Below are 22,571 nucleotides of genomic sequence, written 5' to 3'. Positions count from 1 at the left end.
AGAGGGGGTGAAGAAGCTATGGATATTGATATACTAAAGCAGATATTTCCTATACTACTACAATCAACAGGTATGACTATATTCTTAACAATAATTTCTGTAGTTTTAGGAACTTTAATTGGGATAGCAGTGTCATTATTAAAAATGTCAAAGAATAAATTAATATATTCCTTAGCTTCATTTTATACATGGATAATTAGGGGAACACCTATGCTATTGCAACTATTCTTTTTATACTATGGGTTACCTTTTTTAGGAATAAAATTAGAACCGATGTCAGCGGCTATAATTGGTTTAAGTTTAAATTCAGGGGCTTATATGTCAGAAATAATTAGAGGTGGCATTTTAGCTGTTGATAAGGGACAGTTTGAGGCTTGTAAGGCTTTAGGATTTACTTATGGTCAAACTATGAAAAGAGTAATACTTCCTCAAACTTTTAAAGTTATAATACCGCCAGTAGGTAATGAATTTATAACGATTTTAAAGGATACTTCATTAGTTTCTATCATAGCTATGGAAGAATTGATGAGAACTGCACAGCAGATATATTCATCTAATTTTAGGCCAATAGAACCATTTTTTATTGCAGCATGTATTTATTTAGTTTTAACTACGATATTTACAGGTATGTTCTCCAAATGGGAGAAAAAACTAGCTAGATATTAATTGGGGGGAATGACTATGTATATGATAGAAGGCATAAACATTACTAAAAGATTTGGGGATTTAACAGTATTTGAAAATTTAAATATAAAAGTTGAAAAAGGAGAAGTTCTCGTTATAATTGGAGCTTCAGGGTCAGGAAAAAGTACTTTTTTAAGATGCTTAAACCATCTAGAAAGTATAGATGCAGGTAAGATAATAATAGAAAATGAAGAATTGAATGAGAAAAATAAACATTTGTTAAGAAAAGTAACTACTAAAATGGGGATGGTATTTCAAAATTTTAATTTGTTTCCACATAAGACGGCATTAGAAAACGTTATGGAAGCGCCTATTATAGTAAAAAAACAAGAAAAAAATGAGGTAAGAGTAAAAGCAGAAAATTTATTAAAAAAGGTTGGATTAGAAAATAAAATGGATTATTATCCATCAAAACTTTCAGGTGGTCAAAAACAAAGGGTAGCAATAGCCAGAGCACTTGCTATGGAACCAGATATAATGCTTTTTGATGAACCAACTTCTGCATTAGATCCAGAATTAGTTGGTGAAGTTTTAAATGTTATGAAAGATTTAGCAAGTGAAGGTATGACTATGGTAGTAGTAACTCACGAGATGAGTTTTGCTAAAGATGTAGGACATAGAGTGATATTTATGGATGGTGGGAAAATTATAGAGGAAGGTAAACCAAGTGAGATTTTTACTTCTCCAAAAGAGGAAAGAACAAAAGAATTTTTAAAGAAAGTAATATAGGGAAACAAGCTCAAATTTAAATTAATTTATTAAAATTGTATTATCAATTGAGAAAATAAACTTTGAATTTAGTATATGAAATTAACTGAAGTTATATCCTAAGTTTACAGGCCTAACAAGAAGGACAGGCGTACTGAAATCTATTTTTGTAAATTATTTTTCAATAACTAACAGATTATTTTAGTTAAGAGTTAATAGTGAACAGTTATGGTTATTACTACTCACTTTGCTCCTAGTAATTCTCAACGTATTTTTAAATTTAAGAAACTGATGCTCAGTTTCATCAATAATTTTTAATTCTTAACTAACTATATTTGTACTTATTTTTCTCAACTGATAACAAAAATTTGATGTATAAATTTAAGTTATAGATTGCAACCATATAATTGCTAAAAATAAAGATATAAAATTTTGACTAAAAATAAGGGGGCTTAATTTATGAATAAAGAAAAAGTGATATTAGCATACTCAGGAGGACTAGATACATCAATAATAATTCCTTGGTTACAAGAAAATTATGATTTAGAAGTTATAGCGGTATGTGTAGATGTTGGACAAGATGATGATATGAAAGAAGTGGAGAAAAAAGCAATAAGAACTGGTGCCAAGAAGGTTTATATAGAAGATGTAAGAGAAGAATTTGTTAAGGAATATGTATATAAAGCATTAAAAGCTGGAGCAGTTTATGAGGATAAATATCTTCTTGGAACTTCTCTTGCAAGACCACTTATGGCTAAGCGATTAGTAGAAATAGCAAAAATGGAGGGTGCAAAATACATATGTCATGGATGTACGGGAAAAGGAAATGACCAAGTTAGATTTGAAGTAGCAATTGCATCCTGTGATCCACTTATAGAAATTATAGCACCTTGGAGAATGTGGGATATTTCTTCAAGAGAAGATGCTATAGATTATGCTTTAAGCAAAGGTGTAGATGTTCCTGTAACAAAAGAGAAGATATATTCTGTTGATAAAAATTTATGGCATATTAGTCATGAAGGTGGCGATTTAGAAGATCCAGAAAATCAGCATAAGTTGGAGTTATACTCTTCAATAACAGCACCAGAAAATGCAAAAAATGAACCTACTTATGTAGAAATTTACTTTGAAAAGGGTGAGCCTAAAAAAGTAGATGGAGTAGAGTTAAATGGAGTGGATTTAATAACTATTTTAAATAAGTTTGGTTCGGAAAATGGTATAGGTATAATTGATATAGTTGAAAATAGACTTGTTGGAATGAAATCTAGAGGTGTATATGAAACCCCTGGTGGAACAATTCTTTATGAGGCGCACAGAGAACTTGAAAGATTGACTTTAGATAAAATAACATATCACTATAAACAAGGGTTAGCTTTAAAATATGGAGAGCTTGTTTATGATGGATTATGGTTTACTACTTTAAGGGAATCTTTAGATGCTTTTGTAGAGAAAACACAAGAAAATGTTACAGGTACAGTTAAATTAAAATTATATAAAGGCAATGTAACAAATGCAGGAGTATTCACAGAAAATGCACTTTATGATAAAGGCATATCTTCTTTTGGTGAAAGTGATTTATATAGTCATAAGGATGCCGGCGGATTTATAAGATTATTTAGTCTTCCATCAAGAATAAAAGCATTAAAGAAATAAAAATTTTGAATTGGAGGAGATCTTGTATGAAGCTGTGGGGAGGAAGATTTAAAGAGAAAGAAAGCAAACTTATGGAAGATTTTAATAGTTCATTAAGATTTGACAAAAAGCTATATAAATACGATATACAAGGTAGCATAGCACATGTAAAGATGTTAGCGAAATGTAACATTTTAACTGATGAAGAAAAAGATGAAATAATTAAAGGTCTAATTTCTATTTTAAAAGATATTGATGAAGCAAAGCTTTTAATTGAAGGAGAATATGAAGACATTCATAGTTTTGTGGAAATGAACTTAATTTCAAGAATTGGAGAAGTAGGCAAAAAGCTCCATACTGCAAGAAGTAGAAATGATCAAGTTGCATTAGATTTTAGGCTTTATGCAAAAGATAAGGCTAAAGAGATTATAGAAGAAATTGTGAATCTTAAAGAAGCCATAGTAGAACTTGGTGATGAAAATAATGTACTTATGCCAGGATATACTCATCTTCAAAGAGCTCAAGTAGTTACTTTTAAGTATCATATTATGGCATATTATAATATGCTTGTAAGAGATGAAAAAAGGATGATAAATGCAATAGAAGTAATGGATGAAAGCCCATTAGGTTGTTGTGCATTAGCAGGTACTACTTATAATACAGATAGGGATTTTACTGCAAAGGAATTGGGTTTTAAAAAGCCAGTAGATAATTTTTTAGATGGAGTTAGTGATAGGGATTTTGCTATTGAAATTTTAAGTGCATGTTCAATAATAATGATGCATTTAAGTAGATTGAGTGAAGAGATTATAATTTGGAGCAGTAAAGAGTTTGATTTTATAGAGATTAGTGATGAATTTTCTACAGGAAGTTCTATAATGCCTCAAAAGAAAAACCCAGATGCAGCAGAATTAATTAGAGGGAAAACTGGTGGTGTTTATGGAAACTTAATGGCATTACTTACTACTATGAAAGGTATACCTTTAGCTTATAATAAAGATATGCAAGAAGATAAAGAAGGATTTTTTAGCGGTACTAACAATGTTATAAGTTGTCTTAAAATAATGAGTGGTATGCTTTCAAGTTTAAAAGTAAATGAAGAAGTTACTAAAAATGCAGTTAAAAAAGGTTTTTTAAATGCTACAGAAGGTGCAGACTATTTAGTTACTAAAGGAATTCCATTTAGGGATGCTCATAGAATAATAGGTGAGATAGTACTTTATTGCGAAGAATATTGTACTACAATAGAAAGCTTAAATTTAAAAGAACTTAAAAAATTTAGTGATGCATTTGATGAAGATATTTATGAATTCATTGACTACGAAAGAACATTAAAAAGAGGGATAAAAAAAGAAATAATTAAATAATATATATGATAATTGAATATACCTAACAATAAAGAGCACATGGTTTAATATGTTTATTCCATGTGCTTTTTTAATATTCACTAAAAAACACTTTAATAATTTAAAGTATCATACAGGTATGTAATATTACTAATTAAACATTTAAACTAAAAGTTATATTTTGCTTAAAAATTTATTGATTTTTTGAAAAATATTTACTTATATTAATTTAATATTATAAAATAAAATTACTTTAGAAAAGTTAGGGGTGATTAATCATAGATGCTATTGATTTCGAAATTATTAATATCTTAAAAGAAAATAGTAGATCAACTACTTCAGAGATAAGTAAAAGAGTGAAGCTTTCTGTACCAGCTGTATCAGAAAGAATAAGAAAAATAGAATCTGCCGGTATAATTGAGAAATACACAGTAAGGATTAATAGAGATAAAATTAATTATAAACTTTTAGCATTTATTTTTGTTAATATTGATAAAACTGAAAATATAGAAGGATTTAGAAAAGCTATAGTTAAATATAATTCTGTATTAGAATGTCATCATGTTGTCGGTAAATATGATTATTTACTAAAAATACTTGTAGAAGATACCAACGTTTTAGAAAATTTTATATCTAATAAACTAAAAAAATAAAAGGTGTAGTTCAATCAAATACAATAATCACTCTATCATCACTAAAAGAAGATATTAATGTTTAAGACATATTTATTTAATTAATAAAGGATAATTTATTCATTTGTTTTTAAGTATTAAGTTTGAATAAATTAGTTCATATGACTAAAAGGAGTTAAGATATGTTTTTAAAAGGTTTAAAATTTGGAATGTTATTGCAGTTAGCAATAGGCCCTGTTTGTATTTTCATATTGCAGATGGCTTCATTAAAAGGTTTTTATATAGCAGAAACTGGAGTATTAGGTGTTACTATAGTTGATGGTCTTTATATCTTTGCGGCTATTTTAGGAATAGCATCTATAATAGAAAAAAGAAAGGTAAAAGTAGGGCTGAAAATATTTGGAGCAATTATACTAATTATTTTTGGATTAAGTACAGTTTTAGGTCAATTTGATATTAATTTTATACCAAGCTTAAGTCTTCAAGGGGCAGGAAATTCAAATAGTGTATTTTTAAAATCTATAATACTTACTGCATCTAATCCACTTACAATAGTATTTTGGGCAGGGGTATTTTCTACTAAAATTATTGAAGAAAATATGAAAAGAAAAGATATTTATATTTTTGGGATTGGTGCTTTAATGGCTACATTAAGTTTTTTAACGTTAGTTGCAGTAGTAGGTACTTTTACAAAAGTATTTTTACCAGCATATGTAATTCAAATATTAAATATAATTGTCGGAGTTTTACTAATTTATTTTGGTGTTAAAATGGCACTTAAAAAAGTATAACAATATAGAAAAAATCAAGGTTAACCCTTGATTTTTTTAGTTTAAAAAGGTTATAGTTTGGAATGAGTTTTTGATAGTAAAAGAAATAGATTGTATAATATAATAAAACAAGTTGAAAATATTGTAAATTAAAAAATCTATTAAAATGAGAAGGGAATATATGAGCTATGTTAACGGAAAGAGAAAAAATGTTGGCAGGAGAAATCTATGATTCAAGAGATCCTGAACTTATTGGTATGTATCACAATGCTAAAAATCTTTTAGAAAAGTTTAATAATGCTCCATCTACAGAGGCAGAATTTAAATTTAATGTTTTAAAGGATTTATTTAAATCTATAGGGGATGGAGTTTGGATAGAAAAATATTTTTCATGTGATTATGGAAAAAATATATCTATTGGTAAGAATACATTTATTAATTATAATTGTGTTTTTATAGATGATAACTTTATAACAATTGGAGAAAATGTTCTTATCGGTCCAGCTGTTCAAATATATACGGCAACTCACCCTATAAATCCATTAGAAAGAATTAAAACAAATTCTTCAAATGGAGCAACATATACAACATTTACTAAATCAGTAAGTATAGGTAATAACTCTTGGATTGGAGGGGGAGCAATTATTTGTCCGGGAGTTACTATTGGTGATAATACAGTTATTGGAGCTGGAAGTGTAGTAACTAAATCTATTCCAAGTAATTGTGTTGCTTATGGGGATCCCTGTAAGGTAGTGGAGAGAATATAAAGTTTTGATATTAGAAAATGTGTACTCTATTTAAATAAAATAAAGTTAGAATTAGGAGGGGTAATTGTGGAAGTTTGGGATATATATGATAAAAATGGCTATAAAACAGGAAAAGTAAAAGAAAAAGGTGAAAAATTAAACAGTGGTGAATACCATTTAGCTATGGAGGCATGGATTATAAATTCAGATTCTAAAATATTAGTACAAAAACGTTCTAACAGATGTGACATACTACCAGGGGTGTGGGGATTAACAACAGGAAGGATGATATCAGGAGAAAATTCTATAGATGGGTGTATTCGTGAAGTCAACGAAGAGTTAGGAATAAAAATTTCTGAAGATGAAATGGAATTTATGCGAAGAATTTTTAGAACAGATTTAATTTGGGATTTATATTTAGTAAGAAAAGATATTGATTTAGAAGAGTTAGTTTTACAAGAAAATGAAGTTGCTGAAGCTAAGTGGATTACAGTTAATGAGTTTAAAGAAATGCTTGAAGAAGGAAGGTTATTTAAATATCCTGAGATTTATGAAATTCTTGATTTAGTTGAAGGTGATTTTCATTAGATAGTATTTAAAATTTATAGATGGATTAACTTACATATTTAAAATAGAGGATATATTAAAGCAAGTTAATGCCTTAATATATCCTTTTGTTTATAAGTTTAAAATAAGATGTGAGCTACAATTACAATAACAGGGAGTGTGACTAAAGTACGTTCTATAAAAAGAATCAACAAGTCTTTCATGTTAACAGGAATTTTAGAACCTATTAAAAGTCCACCTACTTCTGACATATATATAAGTTGTGTTACAGATACAGCAGCTACTATAAATTTTGTCATTTCACTTTCTATTGTGGCAGCAGCTATAACTGAAGGTAAAAACATGTCTGCAAAGCCAACTACAAATGTTTGGGAAGCACTTAAGGCTTCAGGCACTTGGAATAATTTAAGTATTGGATAGAATGGCAATCCTAAAAATTTGAAAACAGATGTATATTCTGCAATAATTACAGCAATTGTTCCAATAGCCATAACTACAGGCATAACTCCAAGCCACATTTCTAAAACATTTTGTGTTCCTTCTTTAAATATATCTTTTATATTATTACTTTTAGCTTTTTGAACTGCTAATCTTAAACCCCATTGAGATTTACTATATCCATTTGGAATAACCTCTCCTTTATCCTTTGGAGGAGTGCAATAAGTGTCTTCCTTTCTTGATAGTGGAGGTATTCTTGGTAGTATAATAGCAGCAACTATTCCTGCTAAACAAATAGTTAGGTAATATGGAAGAAAATATTCTTCTAAGCCTACAGTTTGCAATACAACTAAACTAAAGGTTATAGAAACTGCTGAAAAAGTAGTACCTATAACAGCTGCTTCTCTTTTGGTATAATATCCTTCTTCATATTGCTTACTTGTAAGCAACACACCTATAGTACCATCACCTAACCATGAGGTTATACAATCTATTGATGAACGTCCAGGAAGATTAAAGATAGGTCTCATTATTTTTGTAAGTAAGGTTCCAACAAACTCAAGTAGGCCAAAGTTTAATAGAAGTGGTAGCAGTAGACCTGCAAATAAAAATACAGCAAACAGTACAGGGAGTAGGCTATTTAGAAGTAATCCACCAGTATTTTCAGAGAAAATCCATTCAGGACCTAGTTCAAATAATGTTAATACAACTAAAGTCATACCTATTATTCTAATCCAAAACCATATAGGCTTTACATTAAATAATCCTTTAAGAAACTTATTTTTTTCTAAAAATTTAGGTTTTGCAATTTTAACATAGATAGTAAATAATACACTGGAACATATTATTATAGCAGCAATCGTGGGTAAATATAATTCAAGGTTTGTAGTTATAACTTTTGCAAATATTGCTACAGGTATGGTTATTTGTCCATTAAAAGGTATAGGTATCATAAAGAGAAAAATTCCTAATAATGATGGAATAATGAACTTAAAAATCCCTCTAGCAGTTATAGATTGATTTGATTCCAAAATCATATCCTCCTCAATTAAAAAAATACTAACTTATACTATTTATATTAAAAAATATAAGTTATTATAAATTTTAAATGTTAAGTTTTATAGTAAAATTTAAATATTCAATTGAAATTAAAGATAATTTTTAAAATTAATATATTTTCTTTGAACATTATGGTAATGTGTGATGAAAGAAAAATAATATATAATGAACTTTTAGTGATAACAGGAATGATTTATTTTCAAGGTGAAATGTAAACAAATAGTTTATTTAAACCTAAAAATGATAAGAAATAAAAATTATATTGACATTTTTATAAATTTAAATTTAAATAGTTAATAAGCATAGGGGGTATAAGATTAAGATTAGAATAAAATTTATTCATCAAATTTTTATTATTATTTAAGAAAATAAGTACAACTATAATTAGTTAATAGTTAAGAACATTTAACTATTCACTCTTAACTAAATTAAGTTATTAACTAGCAGTAAAATATTAATCTTAAATTTTCTTATTTGATAAATGAATAAGTTGAAATTTAAAGCCCTATAAAATTAACTAAAGAAAAATTGAGGTGATTTTTATGAATTTTAAGCTTTTTGATTTAGTAAATCAGTTAGCTGGTAAAAGCAAGCTTATGGATAATATTATGATAATATTTTCAAAATATGTACCTATAATTTTTGCTATAGTAATTCTAGTTTTATATATTTATGGATTTGTTAAAAAAGATAAAAATACTAGAGCTATTGCAATCAACACAGGTGTTTTTACAGTGTTAAATTTATTTTTAAGTGCAATGATAGGAATGGTTTATTACCATCCTAGACCATTTGTTTCACATGATGTAAACTTATTATTTCCACATAGCCCTAACGCATCTTTCCCTAGTGATCATTCAACTTTTACAATGAGTATAGCTTTAGGTATAAATAAATATAGTAAAGTTTATGGTGTTATTCTTATAGCTTTATCATGTATTGTAGGAGTATCTAGACTTTATGTTGGTCATCATTATCCTTTAGATGTTATTGGAGCATATATATTAGTTTTTATTACTAATTTTTTATATTCAAAATTTCTTAGCAAAAAAGTAGCTAATTTATATTTAAAATTAGAAGGAAAAATAATTAAATAAGTTATAGCTATGATAAGGAGTATAAGTAATGGATTTAATAAGTAATTTTTTAAATGTATTTTTACATATTGATAAATTTTTAGGAGCCTTTATAGGTGAATATGGGTTATTTATATATTTAATATTATTTATAATAATATTTTGTGAAACAGGATTAGTTATAATTCCTTTTTTGCCAGGAGATTCTCTTTTATTTGCTGCAGGAGCTTTTGCTGCGTTAGGTGATTTAAATATAGTAATATTAATTATATCTTTAGGACTAGCAGCAATTTTAGGTGATACTATAAATTATCATATAGGAAGATACCTAGGGCCTAAAGTATTAAAAGATGATAATAAATTTTTAAAAAAAGAATATATAGATAAAACAAATAAGTTTTATGAAACTTATGGTGGAAAAACAATAATATTAGCAAGGTTTATGCCAATTATACGTACATTTGCACCTTTTGTTGCTGGTGTAGGAAAAATGAATTACAAAAAATTTATAACCTTTAATGCAATAGGGGGAATAGTTTGGGTAAGTGGTATATTGTTAATAGGTTATTCTTTCGGAAACATACCTTTTGTAGAAAAAAATTTTTCCATAGTGATTATAGCTATAATTATGATTTCATTGCTTCCTGCTGTTTTTGAATTAATAAAAAATAAATTTTTTAAATAGTAGTAGGATTTTATATTATAGTTAAAAAAACAAATAAATTAGTAAATAATTATTTAAATAAAAATCGATGATGATTTAAAATCATTATCGATTTTTTTTAGTAATTATATATAATACAATTATGTGATTTGGATTAATGTGAAAAGTATTCATTTGATAAAAATGTTTTTAATAGATTGGAGAAAAATATGAAAGTAAATTTAAATAGTTTAGGATTAAAAAATTACCTAATATAGAATATAAATTTGATGAGTTAAAAGAATTAAGTCTTTATGATAATAATATAGATATTATTCCAGATGAAATTTTTCAAATGAAAAATTTACAGGTTTTAAATATATCAGTGAACAAAATAAATTGTATAAGCGCAAATATAAAAAAATTATCAAAATTAAAGATGCTAGATTTAGGATATAATGAAATAACTGAAATACCTATAGAATTTAAATATTTAACTGAACTAGAAGATTATTTATATATACATGGAAATAGAATTGTAGAAATACCTACAGAAATTTGCACTTTGCATAAGTTAAAATACTTAAATGCAAGTGAAAACCTGTTAAAAAGTATTCCTAATAATATTGGAAATTTAGTAAATTTAATAGAATTAAGATTAATTGATAATAAATTAGAAGATTTACCGGATTCTATTGGTGATATGACAAATCTAAAAGAAATTCATTTAAAAGAAAATAAACTAAGGTATATACCAAAATCCATTGGAAATTTAAAATTTTTAAGAGTTTTAGATTTAAGTAGTAATATGTTAGAAGAGATACCAAAAGAGATTGGTATGTGTAAGAAAATAAGACGTTTGAATCTTAGAAATAATAATATTAATATTTTACCTAAAGATATATGTAAAATTGAAAATTTATTAGAATTAGATTTAAGAGGAAATAAATTAAAAAAATTACCAAAAGGGTTACTAAACATAGAAAACTTAGAAAGATTAGATTTAAGATGGAATAGAGAATTAGAAGAAATAGAATGGTTAGATGAGTTAGAAAAAAGGGATGTATAGTATATAGATAGAAGGGGATAGTTTTGAAAAAAGATGTATATTGATATTTCCAGAGTTTGAAAATGTAGATATTATTAATAAAATTAGAAAAGTATATGATCCGTTATATCATAAGGTGAGACCACATATAACTTTAGTATTTCCTTTTGAAAGTTATCTAAATACAGAAGAATTAAAAAATTATTTATTAGAAACATTAAAGGAGACAAAAGCTTTTAAAATTAGTTTATATGGAATAGTTAAAGTTCAGGATAAATCAGGGAATTATTTATTTTTTAAAGGTGATAAATGGTAAAGAAGATTTAATAGGCATTCATAATAATTTATATAAAAGTATATTAAAAGAGCATAAACCTAAGTGGTTAAATAACGTTGAATTTATACCACATATGACTATTGGTAGCTTTAGCAATAAGGAGAGTTTAGAAAATGCATATAAAGAGATTCATAATATACAAGAAGTTTTCAATACAGTAGTGAACAAAATTTCAGTGGAGATTATAGATGAAAGTGAATGTTCTATTTTAGAAATGGAAATAGAGTTAAAACAATAATATGTATAACAATTCCATATGTTAATTTTAAAAAATAAATTAAAAACTATGCAGTATAATATATTTTATGAATTATAGAATTGAAATTAATATAGTTATGGAGTCTTGTGTTTTTTATTAACAAAATACATTATTATAAAATATAAATATACTGTTATAACAATACCTAGTATGGGATTAAAAGAAGTTTTTATTTTTAGAAAAGTATATAAAGCTAAAGCTATCACTGTAGTAACTATTTTAAATATATTACTTTGTTTTTAGTTATCATAACAAATCTTTAAACCTCCAATTTTTTTAAAATCAATATAAGTTATGTATATTTTATCAAATAAATTACATATAACAAAATTTTAAATAATTATATGAAAAATAATAAGTATAGAAAATAACAGGTATTATTAAACACATTGTAGAAATATTTAAAATAACAAATTTATTTTGTATTAAATAACTATTTTCATTTGGTTTATGGAAGTAGAAAATAAATTTAATATATTAAATAGAAAACAGTGATTTAAGCATTTAAAACACTGTTTTTTTATATGTTTTAAATTTTGCACTTTAAAGTGATATATAAAAATAATGAAACAAAATATAAAAATACAAAGGATTTGGGAAAAATTTGTAGAAAAATTATAATAAACGAAAATCTATATATGTGTTATAAAGTAATTTAAGATATTAAAAAAATTAGAGGGCTAATTGTGATAGTAATATTTTTAAGTAAATGAGTAGTTTGAGCATAATAGATAATTTGAAATTTAAGGGGGATCTTATGAGAGTACGAATATTGCACACTAATGATATTCATAGTAGATTTGAGAATTTCTCTAAGGCTGTAACTAAAATTAAAGAGCTAAGGGATGAAAATACACTACTTTTAGATGCAGGAGATTTTAATGATTTTATGAGGATTGAACTTCAAGGTACAAATGGTGAAGCTGGAGCAAGGTTGTTAGAAAAGGCAGGATATGATGCTATTTCAGTTGGAAATAATGAGGGGTTTTCAGGAATAGAAATCATGGAAACTATGATTGGTTCCACTTCTGTATCTTTTTTATCTAGTAATTTATATAAATATAATAAAGAAAATATTAAAGGGTTAAAGCGAAGTCTTATAGTTAATAAAGGAAATATAAGATTTTTAATAATAGGTATAACACCTGAATATAATGGTTTTTTTGAATTAAACAATTTATATGCTTCAAGTCAAAAAGATGAGATAAAAAAAGAAATTGAAGATAACAAAGGAAATTATGACATATGTATATTATTAAGTCATGCAGGAATAAGAGAAGATAGAGAGTTTTGTGAAAGTATTGAAGGCATAGATATTATAATTGGTGGACATAGTCACATTTTAATGGATAAAGTAGAAAAATTAAATAAAACAATAGTTCATCAATCAGGTTGTTATGGAACCCACTTAGGAGTTTTAGATATAGATATTGAAGATAATGTTATAAAAGAATTTGATGGACAAAATATAGAAATCATAAATGAAATAGAAGATAGTGAAATTAAAGAGCAACTTAAGGTTGAATATGATTTAGCAGTGGAAAACTTAAGAGGGGCTCTTTATGAAATAAATAGAGATGTTTGGCATGATGTAGTTAATGAAAATCCGATAACAAATCTTTTAGCAGATGGTCTAAGAGATGTAATACCATGTGATCTTAGCATAATAAATAGTGGAATAATAAATGGTGGGATAAAAAGAGGTGCAGTTTCAGAAAAAAAACTTTTAGAAATAAGCCCATCACCATTAAATCCGACTTACATGGAAATTAAGGGGAAATATATAAAAGAAGCACTGGAACAATCTCTTAAATCAGAAATATGTATGTTAGATGGAAAGGGAGCAGGATTTAGAGGTAAATACCTAGGAAGGTTACATGTATCAGGTGCAGTAATAGCTCATGATGGAAAAAATATTATAAGAATAATACTAAAAAATGGAGAATTAGAAGAAGAAAAGTTATATAGAGTAGCTACATCAGATTATTTACAACGAGGTACAGGATATTCATCTTTAGCAAATAATAAAAATGAAAAATATAATACAGAATATACAAGGGATACACTAAGAACATATTTATCTAAACCGGAATTTATGGAAAAGTGTTTTGAGGATAGGTGGATAAAAATTGTATAAAGTATAAAATTATAAAAAATTATATATGATGATATCTATGTAATATATAGATATACTTAAATATAATTTATTAAAAGACACTCTCTAATCAGTGTCTTTATTTTTATATAATATAAATAAATTAAATTGTAATTGATGGAGGAATGAAATGACTTTAATTATGAATATTATATTTTTCATACAAAAGGTTGATAATTTAATTCTGAATTATATAAAAGATAATATGCATGTACATATTATGGATAAAGTTATGGTTATAATAACGTCTTTAGGTAATTTGGGTATGATATGGATTGTAATTTCTTGCTTATTAATTATAAATAAAAAGTATAGAAATATAGGACTTATGGCATTAGGAGCTTTAATATTAAGTACAATATTAGGAGAGGGAATATTAAAACATATAATTAAGCGTCCAAGACCCTGTTTAGATATATCACCTATAAATCTTTTAATTAAAAAACCATTGTCATATTCTTTTCCATCAGGACATACTACATCTTCCTTTGCTGTAGTAGGAGTACTATATAGATATTTTAAAAATTATACATTTGAACTTTTTTCTATAGCAATTTTAATAGCTTTTTCAAGGTTATATTTATATGTTCATTATCCTACAGATATATTAGGTGGAATAATTTTAGGATTAATATGTAGTAAAATTATAATTCGAATATTTAATAGATTTAAATATACAAAAGGATATAAATGTTAAGAAAAATAATAATAAACTATGTTTTAATGGAGGATTAATTATGGTAAATAAAAAGTTAGAGTTTTATTATTTTGGTGATGAGGGGAAATTTGATGAATTTAATCCTTCTTATGTATGCAATAAGAAATATGCAGCAGAAATATTATATATAATATCAGCGTCTGAACCTTATTCTATGGATATGTTTAAAATTAGCAATAGATTAAAAATTAATGTTGAAAAGGTTGAAAATATAATTTTAAGTCTAAAGAAAATTAGAGCTATAGATGAAAGAAATAGAGGATATAGTATTAATTTTCCTGTATTTTTAGAAGACGATATTGAAAGGTTGGATGGGTTTTTAAAGAATGTAGGGAAAATTATTGGAGATAGAGTAATAAGTTTAAGTGATAAAATTGAAAATGAAATTTTGAAGTTAAATTGTGTTAAATCTAATTCAGTGGAAAGAGTTCTATATCATATAATTTGTGATGAGATTTTTGATGGAGTAGCTTTTGAATTTTTTGCAAATAAAAATATTTTTTCTGTATCAAAATCACAGCCAGGGGGAAGAGATCACATTATAGTTGCATATGAAAAAAAGTGAAAAAATAGAATGTCATAGTAATAAATTGTTATGTAGTAGCAATAATTATAGGGTTGATGATGTTTTATTTAATAGTTTTGGTGATGGAAATGGTTTTAGAAAGGATATATATAGATATTTTAGAATGATTCCTAAAAGTATTGATGAAGGAATTAAATTTCACAGTTTGAACATCGCATATATGGATATTCTAGATGATTTTAATAATATAATTGCTAAAGAGTGTAGTAGCTTAATAAAAAATATATTTACAAACAATAGAAAGTATGTTGATTTAAATAATAAGGAAAGAAAATTAGCAAATTTTTTAATAGAGTTAAATTATTTAAATCTAGATAAAGATAATGGATATTTAAATATAGATGTGCCAGTGTTTTTTAATAGTGAAAGAGATATTATTCACAGAATAGGGGAGATAATTCTTTTAGATATATTACCTTATGTTGAAAAAACTTTTATGGAATTAAAAAGAAACATGGACAAGTTAACTTCAATAAAACATGAGGTTTCAATTAAAGATATTGGTAATGAATTGTGGCATCAAATATTTGGTTATACTAATGAGTATTTAGTTAAAAGTGAGTTTGTAGCAACTCCAAAATTTAAAGAAGGAGAAGGAAGATACCTGCAAAGTATAGTAATCTAATAGAAAAGAGAGGTTTTCTAAAGAAAGATACTGCTTTATAGGTTGCTCAATATATATAACTATTTTTTAAGCTTAATCTTAATTTTGTAACTTTGACTATAATTTGTAAAGCATTAAAATAATAGTTAGGAAGAGTATATACACCTCAATATTTCAATCACATATTATGTTTGTATATTTTGTTATTGAGGAGGGGGTATATTATAATGAAAAAATGTTTGTTATCGGTTGATTGGGATTATTTTGTTTATACTCAAAAGGAAAATTGGGGTTCGTATATTGAGAACAATAGGAATATTATAAATTTATGGTACAAGCGTTATATTCAATGCAGAAATAGAGGGAAAAGTATTGAAAAATCATTTGAGCTTTCTAGAAATGTAAATATTTTTTGGAATAAGATAAAAAGAAATTTTAAATTTGATAAAAACTTAAAGATTTACATTTCTGATTCCCATGTGTTATCTTATGACATAGCTAAAAAATATGATTGTAATGAGGTGTATCTTTTTGATGCTCATTCTGATTTAGGATATGGTGGATTATCCTCGCTTAATTTTGAAGTTAATTGTGCAAATTGGTTAGGAAAACTTTTAAAAAATAATATAATTAACAAAGCGAATATTATATATAGTCCGTATACTACAGAAAAACCAGAATATTTCAATGAAATAAAAAATAAATACAATGTTAATTTTATAGATATAGATGACTTAGAAAAGGACATTTATGTTCCTTCATTACACATTTGTAGGTCAGGTGCGTGGACACCACCTTGGTTTGATGAGGACTTTAAAGAGTTTGTAGATGAATTAAAAGTACCATATAAAATTGTAGATTGTCCTAAAAGGAGTTGGTCACCAGAAAATTTGAGTTTTTCTGATGCTATTTATTATTTAATGTAAAAAATAAAATATTGATTTATAGCGAAAGCTTTCATTTAAGTAATGAAAGTTTTTTGCTTATATATAAGTTTATTTAATATAAAGAAAATAGGTTTAAATGTTTATTGACATTTAAAAAATAATAATATAATATATGAATAATTGATAATGAATATCAATAAAGAAATGGTGGTGACAAAGTGGATAAAAAATTTAATGTTAATAAAATGGATAAACTTAATAATCCAGAAAGATTAAAACTTATAGAAATAGATAAAATAATTACTGAACTATCGTTAAAGGAAAATCCTATTATTGTAGATATAGGCATAGGTACAGGTGTATTCTCAAAAGAGTTTTTAAATAAAATTCCTAATTCTAAAGGTTATGGATTTGATATATCTAATGACATGATAAAGTGGATAAATGAAAATATGAAGGCACAATTATCCGATAGATTAGCTGTTGATGTAATGGAAGAAAATAAAATTCCATTACAAGATAATAGTGCTGATTTAGTATTTATGATAACTGTTCATCATGAATTAGATGCTCCGATTGAACTGTTGAAAGATGCAAAAAGAGTATTGAAAGATAAGGGCAAAATATTAATTTGCGATTGGAAAGAAGGATGTCATAAACATTTTGTGACAAAAGAAAGTATTATAGATGATTTGGAAAATGCAGATTTACATAATGTAAAAGAAATAAATGCATCAGAAAAATTATTATGTTTAATTTGTGAAAAATAGAATATTAAAAACCTTGGACTGCTATATGGTAATTTTAAAATTATTATATAGCAGTTTTTTTATGCAAATTAATATAATTAAATAAATATTTAAATAAAATATAAAATTGTTTTTAAGATATGTTATTGGCATTTGACAAAAACGCAAAGTGGTATTAATATAATAATTAGCAAATGCCAATAACTTGTTTTGAATAATTATATTTTAGGAGGGTATGAAATGAAAATAGCAATTTCAGCAAATGGAAAAGAGAGTAATAGTTTAGTTGATGCTAGATTTGGAAGATGTGATTTATTTCAGATTCATGATGGTGAGAAAAAACAGTTTTATGTATTAGATAATGAAGGGAAATCTTCATCAGGTGGAGCGGGGATTGTTGCAGCACAACAATTAATAAATGAAAACGTAGATTATATAATTACTGGAAATCTTGGACCCAATGCTTTTAAACTTATAGAAAAAGCAAAAATTAAAGCTTTTAAATCAGATGTTATATCTATAGAGGATGCATTAGAGATGTTAGAAAAAGACGAGCTAGAAGAGATTAGTTTTGCAGGTCCAGAACATGGTGGTATGGGTAATGGACATATGGGAGGAAGATAACTTTGAATATTGCAATTCTAAGTGGAAAAGGTGGAACAGGAAAAACTACTGTATCTACAAATTTAGCTTTAGCATTAAAAGCAAATTATATTGATTGTGATGTAGAAGAACCTAATGGATTTTTATTTTTAAAACCTTATATAGACGAAGAAAAAGAAGTTCTAGTAGATTATCCATTTATAGATGATAGTAAGTGTAATTCCTGTGGAAAATGTGTTCGGGTTTGTCAATTTAATTCTCTAGCTAAGGTTGGAGATGATATAATGCTTTTTCAAAAATTATGTCATAGTTGTGGAGCATGTAAAATTATTTGTGATAAAGATGCTATATCTTATAAGAAAAGAAGTATAGGAAACATTGAAAAAGGAATTTTTGAGGATATTAAATGTATAAGAGGAGTTTTAAATGTAAATGAACCTATGGCAGTACCGGTAATTAAGGAAGTATTTAATAATATAGAAACAAATTTTAATTTAATAGATTGTCCTCCTGGTACTTCTTGTAATGTTGTAACTTCTTTAAAATATGCAAATGCTGCAATTCTAGTTACAGAGCCAACGGAGTTTGGTCTTCATGACATGAAAATGGCATTAGAGGTTGTAAAACTTTTTAATATACCTTTTGGAATAATTATAAATAAAGATGATAAAAAAGATAATTTAATTAAAAGATATTGTAGGAAAAATGATATGGAAGTTATAGGAGCTTTGCCTTATAGCCGAGAAGTTGCTGAAATATATTCAATGGGGAATATATTATATAAAAATGCAAAATACAAGAAGGTATTTGATAATATAGCAATTAAGGCAAGGGAGGTTCTAAAATGGAATTAGTAGTTTTAAGTGGAAAAGGTGGAACGGGAAAAACTACCATAGCAACTGCGTTATCTCAATTAGCAAAGCAGGTAATAAAAGTTGATTGTGATGTTGATGCACCTAATTTGTCTTTGTTTTATAAAGGTAAAAATATTAAAAAAGAAGAGTTCATAAGTGGCAAGAAAGCTATAATAGATAAAAATAAATGCATAAAATGTGGAAAATGTGAAGAAGTATGTAGATTTGAAGCTATAAGTGATTTTTCAGTAAATGAATTTCTATGTGAAGGATGTACTACTTGTGGTCTTGTATGTCCACAAAATGCGATAACATTTGAAGATGAACATATTGCAGATACTTTTATTACAGATATAGAACAGGGAATTATTTCTAGAGCTATTATGAAACCTGGAAGTGATGGGTCAGGAAGATTAATAACTCAATTAAGAAAAAATGCAAAACAATACAATAAAAATGATGATTTAATAATTATAGATGGGTCACCAGGGATTGGTTGTCCTGTAATATCTTCTATAACTGGTAGCAATGCAGTTATAATTGTAACTGAGCCAACTAAATCAGGTGTTGAAGATATGATAAGAACAATTTCTCTATGTGAGCACTTTGGTGTACTTACAATGATATGTATAAATAAGTATGATATAAATTTAGAAGTTGCATGCAAAATTGAAGAAGTAGCAAAAGATAGGGGAATAAAAGTTGTTGGAAAAATACCTTATGATGATACAGTAATAAAATCCATAAATGAATTAAAACCAATAACTTACTACAAAGAAAGTTTAGCGAATAAATTCATAAAAGATATGTGGAGTAATATAAAGAAAATAATTTATTAATAATATATAAAAATTAGGAGGAATTAAAATGAAAATAGCAATATCAAGTGAAGGAAATTATGTTAGTGGACATTTTGGACACTGTGAAGGATTTAGTATTTATGAAGTAAAGGAAGGAAATATAAATAAAAGTTTCGTTGAAAATCCAGGACATAAACCAGGTTTTTTACCAGTTTTTTTAAATGATTTAGGAATAAATACTATAATTTCAGGAGGAATGGGAGAAAGAGCACAAGAACTTTTTGCAGAAAACTCTATAGAAGTAGTTGTAGGAGCAAGTGGAATTTGTGATGATTTAGTAAACGAATATATAAAAGGAAATTTAAAATCAACAGGAAGTGTTTGTAGAGAACATGAACATGAAGGAAATTGTGGAGATTAAAAATTAGTTTTTAATATTTATTCATGTGATTATCAGGAAGAAAGAATACAATGCTTTTGTGTATTTTAAAATTCTATAATATAGTAGTATAATGTATGAATATGAATTAAAAACTATTTAATCTATAGTGAATCATATTATAAATATTAAATACTAATAAATTGTAGGGAGGAATACAAATGGCAAGACCAACTAAGTGTAGAAGAGTAGAATTTTTTCCAGATAATAATTACTTTGTGCCTTTTGGAAAACCTAAATGCGAAGTTGAAGAAATAATTTTAAAAGTTGAAGAGTTAGAAGCTATGAGACTTAAAGATATAGAAAATTTAAATCAAGAACAATGTGCAAAAAGAATGGAAGTGTCTAGACAAACCTTTCAAAATATCATAGATAGTGCAAGAAATAAAGTTGCAAGGGCTTTGACAGAGGGAAAAGCTATAAAAATAAGTGGTGGAGATTATAGTACAAAATTATGTAAACTTAAATGCATGGATTGTGATAATTCCTATGAAGTAAATTTTAAACAAGATAAAACTTCTTGTCCCCATTGTGGATCTAAACAAGTGATGTGTAATAAAAAATTAGGTTTTTGCAATAAATGGTGTAAGTAGAATTTAGTTATTTCAGTGGAGGTAGTTGTTTTGGAAGAAAATATTATTTTAAAACCTATAGGAATTATTCATAGCAAATTTGAAGATATAAAAAGTATGCCTATTCAACCAACAGGTGATAATGCAGATAAAGGAAAAATAGAGATATTCCATGAGTATGCAGAAGGGTTAAAAGATTTAGAAGAGTTTTCACACATAATAGTTATATATCATTTTCATAAGGTGGAAAAAACTGAACTTACTGTAAAACCTTTTTTAGATGACAAGGTTCATGGCGTTTTTGCAACAAGGACACCAGTTAGACCTAATCATATTGGTTTGTCAGTAGTTGAAATAGAGAAGATTTGTGATAAAAACATTTTTGTGAAAAATATTGACATATTAGATGGAACTCCAGTTATAGATGTAAAACCATTTGTGCCAGGTTTTGATATTCCTAAATCAGATATTAAAATAGGATGGCTAACTGGTAATATTAAAAATGTGTCTACTAGGCTATCAGATAATAGGTTTGAATAAAATGAATCGTTACAGAATATTTAAAAGTATTCTGTAACGATTTATTTTTTATTGTATTAAAGTTGTAATTTGAGTTAACCAATAGTTAATTGAAACTATATAATATAGTGTATTAAGTTTTGGGAGTTAAGTTAGCTATGTCAAAGGATATTTTAAAAAAGATAATGATAAGTTGTCCTAAAATAGATATAAATAATAAATCAAAATTTGTTTTTATAAGCGATTGTCATAGGGGTGATGGAACATGGAAAGATGATTTATTACCTAACTCAAACATATATATGGCAGCATTAAAATATTATTATAAAAAAGATTTTTCATATGTAGAAGTGGGAGATGGTGATGAGTTATGGAAAGTTTCAAAAATAGGAACTATATACGAAATTCACCCAGAAATTTTTAAAATTCTTTTAAAATTTAAAAATAAAGATAAACTTTATATGATTGTAGGAAATCACGATAAAATAAAAAAAGTAAAAATTTAAAAAAGAAATAGAATGTTATAAGAATGATGCAAATAAGAAAAATTTATATATGTTATTTAAAGATTTGCCAATTTATGATGGTATTATGTTAATGGACAATAATGTATGTAAGAACCTATTTGTTGTGCATGGACATCAAGTTGATTTTTTAAATTATCAATTAAGTTTTTTATCTAAGTTTTTAGTAAAGTATGTTTGGGGATTTATGGAGCAAGTTTTTGGATTTAAAAATCCTACTAGTCCAGCTAAAAGTAAATCTAGAAGAACAGTGGTTGATAGAAAATTAGAGAAATGGGCAAAAGAAAATAATCAATCAGTACTTGCAGGTCATACCCATAGGTCTATTTTAAATAATAATGGATGTAAATATTTTAATGATGGATGTTGTGTCCAACCATATTCAATGAGCTGTATAGAGTTAGAAAATGGTTTATTAACCCTTGTAAAATGGAAAATAACTTCTTTAGAAAATGGAGTTTTATGTGTAAAAAGAAGTATAATTAGTGAACCTATAAATATACAGTGCATATAGAAAAAAACACATATTTGTAATAAAACGGATATTGGATTTCAAAACTTAATAAATTAATATATAATATATTAATGAGTATTATTATTAATAATATATTAAATG

General features: G+C 26.1%; 28 protein-coding genes. 27 read left to right on the top strand and 1 reads right to left on the bottom strand.

Annotated features, from left to right (window positions below; all coding sequences use genetic code 11):
• Positions 1-18: 18 nt before the first annotated feature.
• The 8 genes from CSGHG_RS10890 (at position 19) to CSGHG_RS10855 (ending at position 7,106) form a co-directional block, all read left to right on the top strand.
• Positions 19-666 (top strand): amino acid ABC transporter permease, encoded by a 648-nt coding sequence (locus CSGHG_RS10890; RefSeq protein ID WP_010295001.1) that lies wholly within the window; start codon positions 19-21, stop codon positions 664-666.
• Positions 667-681: 15 nt separating this feature from the next.
• Positions 682-1,413, top strand: coding sequence for an amino acid ABC transporter ATP-binding protein (locus tag CSGHG_RS10885; protein ID WP_042316279.1), 732 nt, complete (start codon positions 682-684; stop codon positions 1,411-1,413).
• Between the two features lie 438 nt (positions 1,414-1,851).
• Entirely contained in the window at positions 1,852-3,045 is a 1,194-nt protein-coding gene (locus CSGHG_RS10880; RefSeq protein WP_010294996.1) for an argininosuccinate synthase, read from the top strand.
• A 26-nt stretch (positions 3,046-3,071) separates the two neighbouring features.
• A complete protein-coding gene (argH, locus tag CSGHG_RS10875) occupies positions 3,072-4,391 on the top strand; it encodes an argininosuccinate lyase (protein ID WP_010294993.1) in 1,320 nt (439 codons plus the stop codon).
• A 254-nt stretch (positions 4,392-4,645) separates the two neighbouring features.
• Positions 4,646-5,023 carry an Lrp/AsnC family transcriptional regulator gene (locus CSGHG_RS20590; RefSeq protein WP_328284736.1) on the top strand — a complete coding sequence of 126 codons (378 nt, stop codon included), beginning with the start codon at positions 4,646-4,648 and terminating at the stop codon, positions 5,021-5,023.
• 161 nt (positions 5,024-5,184) lie between these two features.
• Complete coding sequence (locus CSGHG_RS10865) at positions 5,185-5,793, top strand: LysE family translocator (RefSeq protein ID WP_010294988.1); 609 nt, start codon at positions 5,185-5,187, stop codon at positions 5,791-5,793.
• A gap of 167 nt (positions 5,794-5,960) precedes the next feature.
• Positions 5,961-6,539, top strand: coding sequence for a sugar O-acetyltransferase (locus tag CSGHG_RS10860; protein ID WP_010294987.1), 579 nt, complete (start codon positions 5,961-5,963; stop codon positions 6,537-6,539).
• A 66-nt stretch (positions 6,540-6,605) separates the two neighbouring features.
• Complete coding sequence (locus CSGHG_RS10855; protein ID WP_010294985.1) at positions 6,606-7,106, top strand: NUDIX hydrolase; 501 nt, start codon at positions 6,606-6,608, stop codon at positions 7,104-7,106.
• Positions 7,107-7,204: 98 nt separating this feature from the next.
• Here CSGHG_RS10855 and CSGHG_RS10850 read toward each other — a convergent pair whose 3' ends face one another.
• Positions 7,205-8,560, bottom strand: coding sequence for a YjiH family protein (locus tag CSGHG_RS10850; RefSeq protein ID WP_026022321.1), 1,356 nt, complete (start codon positions 8,558-8,560; stop codon positions 7,205-7,207).
• Positions 8,561-9,124: 564 nt separating this feature from the next.
• On the opposite strand from CSGHG_RS10850, the gene CSGHG_RS10845 reads away from it, so the two are divergent.
• From CSGHG_RS10845 to CSGHG_RS24235, 19 genes are all read left to right on the top strand, one after another.
• Positions 9,125-9,679, top strand: a complete 555-nt coding sequence (locus tag CSGHG_RS10845) for an undecaprenyl-diphosphatase (RefSeq protein ID WP_010294982.1) — start codon at positions 9,125-9,127, stop codon at positions 9,677-9,679.
• A gap of 28 nt (positions 9,680-9,707) precedes the next feature.
• Positions 9,708-10,343: a DedA family protein gene (locus CSGHG_RS10840; protein ID WP_010294981.1), complete on the top strand. Its 636-nt coding sequence runs from the start codon at positions 9,708-9,710 to the stop codon at positions 10,341-10,343.
• A 214-nt stretch (positions 10,344-10,557) separates the two neighbouring features.
• Positions 10,558-11,370, top strand: a complete 813-nt coding sequence (locus CSGHG_RS20585; RefSeq protein ID WP_042316274.1) for a leucine-rich repeat domain-containing protein — start codon at positions 10,558-10,560, stop codon at positions 11,368-11,370.
• Between the two features lie 40 nt (positions 11,371-11,410).
• Positions 11,411-11,665, top strand: coding sequence for a 2'-5' RNA ligase family protein (locus CSGHG_RS24250; protein ID WP_235700133.1), 255 nt, complete (start codon positions 11,411-11,413; stop codon positions 11,663-11,665).
• Positions 11,652-11,924, top strand: coding sequence for a 2'-5' RNA ligase family protein (locus CSGHG_RS24245; RefSeq protein ID WP_235700132.1), 273 nt, complete (start codon positions 11,652-11,654; stop codon positions 11,922-11,924). The genes CSGHG_RS24250 and CSGHG_RS24245 overlap by 14 nt, the downstream gene beginning before the upstream one ends.
• A gap of 778 nt (positions 11,925-12,702) precedes the next feature.
• Positions 12,703-14,082: a bifunctional metallophosphatase/5'-nucleotidase gene (locus tag CSGHG_RS10820; protein WP_010294976.1), complete on the top strand. Its 1,380-nt coding sequence runs from the start codon at positions 12,703-12,705 to the stop codon at positions 14,080-14,082.
• A 148-nt stretch (positions 14,083-14,230) separates the two neighbouring features.
• Positions 14,231-14,797, top strand: a complete 567-nt coding sequence (locus CSGHG_RS10815) for a phosphatase PAP2 family protein (protein WP_010294975.1) — start codon at positions 14,231-14,233, stop codon at positions 14,795-14,797.
• Between the two features lie 40 nt (positions 14,798-14,837).
• Positions 14,838-15,383, top strand: a complete 546-nt coding sequence (locus tag CSGHG_RS10810) for a hypothetical protein (RefSeq protein WP_010294973.1) — start codon at positions 14,838-14,840, stop codon at positions 15,381-15,383.
• A complete protein-coding gene (locus CSGHG_RS10805) occupies positions 15,370-16,029 on the top strand; it encodes a hypothetical protein (RefSeq protein WP_026022319.1) in 660 nt (219 codons plus the stop codon). Before CSGHG_RS10810 ends, CSGHG_RS10805 begins: the two co-directional genes overlap by 14 nt.
• 206 nt (positions 16,030-16,235) lie before the next feature.
• Positions 16,236-16,934: an arginase gene (locus CSGHG_RS10800; protein ID WP_010294969.1), complete on the top strand. Its 699-nt coding sequence runs from the start codon at positions 16,236-16,238 to the stop codon at positions 16,932-16,934.
• A 179-nt stretch (positions 16,935-17,113) separates the two neighbouring features.
• Positions 17,114-17,665, top strand: a complete 552-nt coding sequence (locus CSGHG_RS10795; RefSeq protein WP_010294967.1) for a class I SAM-dependent methyltransferase — start codon at positions 17,114-17,116, stop codon at positions 17,663-17,665.
• Positions 17,666-17,884: 219 nt separating this feature from the next.
• Entirely contained in the window at positions 17,885-18,268 is a 384-nt protein-coding gene (locus CSGHG_RS10790; protein WP_010294964.1) for a NifB/NifX family molybdenum-iron cluster-binding protein, read from the top strand.
• Between the two features lie 2 nt (positions 18,269-18,270).
• Positions 18,271-19,101, top strand: coding sequence for a P-loop NTPase (locus CSGHG_RS10785; protein ID WP_010294962.1), 831 nt, complete (start codon positions 18,271-18,273; stop codon positions 19,099-19,101).
• On the top strand, positions 19,092-19,940 hold the full coding sequence (locus CSGHG_RS10780; RefSeq protein WP_010294958.1) for an ATP-binding protein: 849 nt from the start codon (positions 19,092-19,094) through the stop codon (positions 19,938-19,940). Before CSGHG_RS10785 ends, CSGHG_RS10780 begins: the two co-directional genes overlap by 10 nt.
• A 28-nt stretch (positions 19,941-19,968) precedes the next feature.
• A complete protein-coding gene (locus CSGHG_RS10775) occupies positions 19,969-20,322 on the top strand; it encodes a NifB/NifX family molybdenum-iron cluster-binding protein (RefSeq protein ID WP_010294955.1) in 354 nt (117 codons plus the stop codon).
• Positions 20,323-20,501: 179 nt separating this feature from the next.
• Entirely contained in the window at positions 20,502-20,933 is a 432-nt protein-coding gene (locus tag CSGHG_RS10770) for a DUF134 domain-containing protein (RefSeq protein ID WP_010294954.1), read from the top strand.
• Between the two features lie 30 nt (positions 20,934-20,963).
• The gene (gene tsaA / locus CSGHG_RS10765) at positions 20,964-21,452 is read left to right on the top strand and encodes a tRNA (N6-threonylcarbamoyladenosine(37)-N6)-methyltransferase TrmO (protein ID WP_010294952.1); all 489 of its coding nucleotides are present in this window, start codon (positions 20,964-20,966) and stop codon (positions 21,450-21,452) included.
• Positions 21,453-21,589: 137 nt separating this feature from the next.
• Complete coding sequence (locus CSGHG_RS24240) at positions 21,590-21,937, top strand: metallophosphoesterase family protein (RefSeq protein ID WP_052314801.1); 348 nt, start codon at positions 21,590-21,592, stop codon at positions 21,935-21,937.
• Positions 21,938-21,986: 49 nt separating this feature from the next.
• Positions 21,987-22,469 carry a metallophosphoesterase family protein gene (locus CSGHG_RS24235; protein WP_052314800.1) on the top strand — a complete coding sequence of 161 codons (483 nt, stop codon included), beginning with the start codon at positions 21,987-21,989 and terminating at the stop codon, positions 22,467-22,469.
• Positions 22,470-22,571 lie beyond the last annotated feature (102 nt).

Origin of the sequence: Clostridium senegalense JC122, from assembly GCF_000285575.1 — a bacterium.
In the GTDB taxonomy this organism is placed as follows: domain Bacteria; phylum Bacillota; class Clostridia; order Clostridiales; family Clostridiaceae; genus Clostridium_J; species Clostridium_J senegalense.
Note: the sequence above shows the minus strand (reverse complement) of the source record. Positions and strands in the feature narration are given on the sequence as shown.

What these genes read in the sequence shown, in the direction of transcription:
- CSGHG_RS10770 (WP_010294954.1), top strand. Translation starts at nt 20,502, where the DNA reads ATGGCAAGACCAACTAAGTGTAGAAGAGTAGAATTTTTTCCAGATAAT.
- CSGHG_RS10840 (WP_010294981.1), top strand. Translation starts at nt 9,708, where the DNA reads ATGGATTTAATAAGTAATTTTTTAAATGTATTTTTACATATTGATAAA.
- CSGHG_RS10790 (WP_010294964.1), top strand. Translation starts at nt 17,885, where the DNA reads ATGAAAATAGCAATTTCAGCAAATGGAAAAGAGAGTAATAGTTTAGTT.
- CSGHG_RS10860 (WP_010294987.1), top strand. Translation starts at nt 5,961, where the DNA reads ATGTTAACGGAAAGAGAAAAAATGTTGGCAGGAGAAATCTATGATTCA.
- CSGHG_RS10845 (WP_010294982.1), top strand. Translation starts at nt 9,125, where the DNA reads ATGAATTTTAAGCTTTTTGATTTAGTAAATCAGTTAGCTGGTAAAAGC.
- CSGHG_RS10780 (WP_010294958.1), top strand. Translation starts at nt 19,092, where the DNA reads ATGGAATTAGTAGTTTTAAGTGGAAAAGGTGGAACGGGAAAAACTACC.
- CSGHG_RS10775 (WP_010294955.1), top strand. Translation starts at nt 19,969, where the DNA reads ATGAAAATAGCAATATCAAGTGAAGGAAATTATGTTAGTGGACATTTT.
- CSGHG_RS10885 (WP_042316279.1), top strand. Translation starts at nt 682, where the DNA reads ATGTATATGATAGAAGGCATAAACATTACTAAAAGATTTGGGGATTTA.
- CSGHG_RS10815 (WP_010294975.1), top strand. Translation starts at nt 14,231, where the DNA reads ATGACTTTAATTATGAATATTATATTTTTCATACAAAAGGTTGATAAT.
- CSGHG_RS24240 (WP_052314801.1), top strand. Translation starts at nt 21,590, where the DNA reads ATGTCAAAGGATATTTTAAAAAAGATAATGATAAGTTGTCCTAAAATA.
- CSGHG_RS10805 (WP_026022319.1), top strand. Translation starts at nt 15,370, where the DNA reads ATGAAAAAAAGTGAAAAAATAGAATGTCATAGTAATAAATTGTTATGT.
- CSGHG_RS10865 (WP_010294988.1), top strand. Translation starts at nt 5,185, where the DNA reads ATGTTTTTAAAAGGTTTAAAATTTGGAATGTTATTGCAGTTAGCAATA.
- CSGHG_RS10850 (WP_026022321.1), bottom strand. Translation starts at nt 8,560, where the DNA reads ATGATTTTGGAATCAAATCAATCTATAACTGCTAGAGGGATTTTTAAG.
- CSGHG_RS10800 (WP_010294969.1), top strand. Translation starts at nt 16,236, where the DNA reads ATGAAAAAATGTTTGTTATCGGTTGATTGGGATTATTTTGTTTATACT.
- CSGHG_RS10880 (WP_010294996.1), top strand. Translation starts at nt 1,852, where the DNA reads ATGAATAAAGAAAAAGTGATATTAGCATACTCAGGAGGACTAGATACA.
- CSGHG_RS24235 (WP_052314800.1), top strand. Translation starts at nt 21,987, where the DNA reads ATGTTATTTAAAGATTTGCCAATTTATGATGGTATTATGTTAATGGAC.
- CSGHG_RS10890 (WP_010295001.1), top strand. Translation starts at nt 19, where the DNA reads ATGGATATTGATATACTAAAGCAGATATTTCCTATACTACTACAATCA.
- CSGHG_RS10810 (WP_010294973.1), top strand. Translation starts at nt 14,838, where the DNA reads ATGGTAAATAAAAAGTTAGAGTTTTATTATTTTGGTGATGAGGGGAAA.
- CSGHG_RS10820 (WP_010294976.1), top strand. Translation starts at nt 12,703, where the DNA reads ATGAGAGTACGAATATTGCACACTAATGATATTCATAGTAGATTTGAG.
- argH (WP_010294993.1), top strand. Translation starts at nt 3,072, where the DNA reads ATGAAGCTGTGGGGAGGAAGATTTAAAGAGAAAGAAAGCAAACTTATG.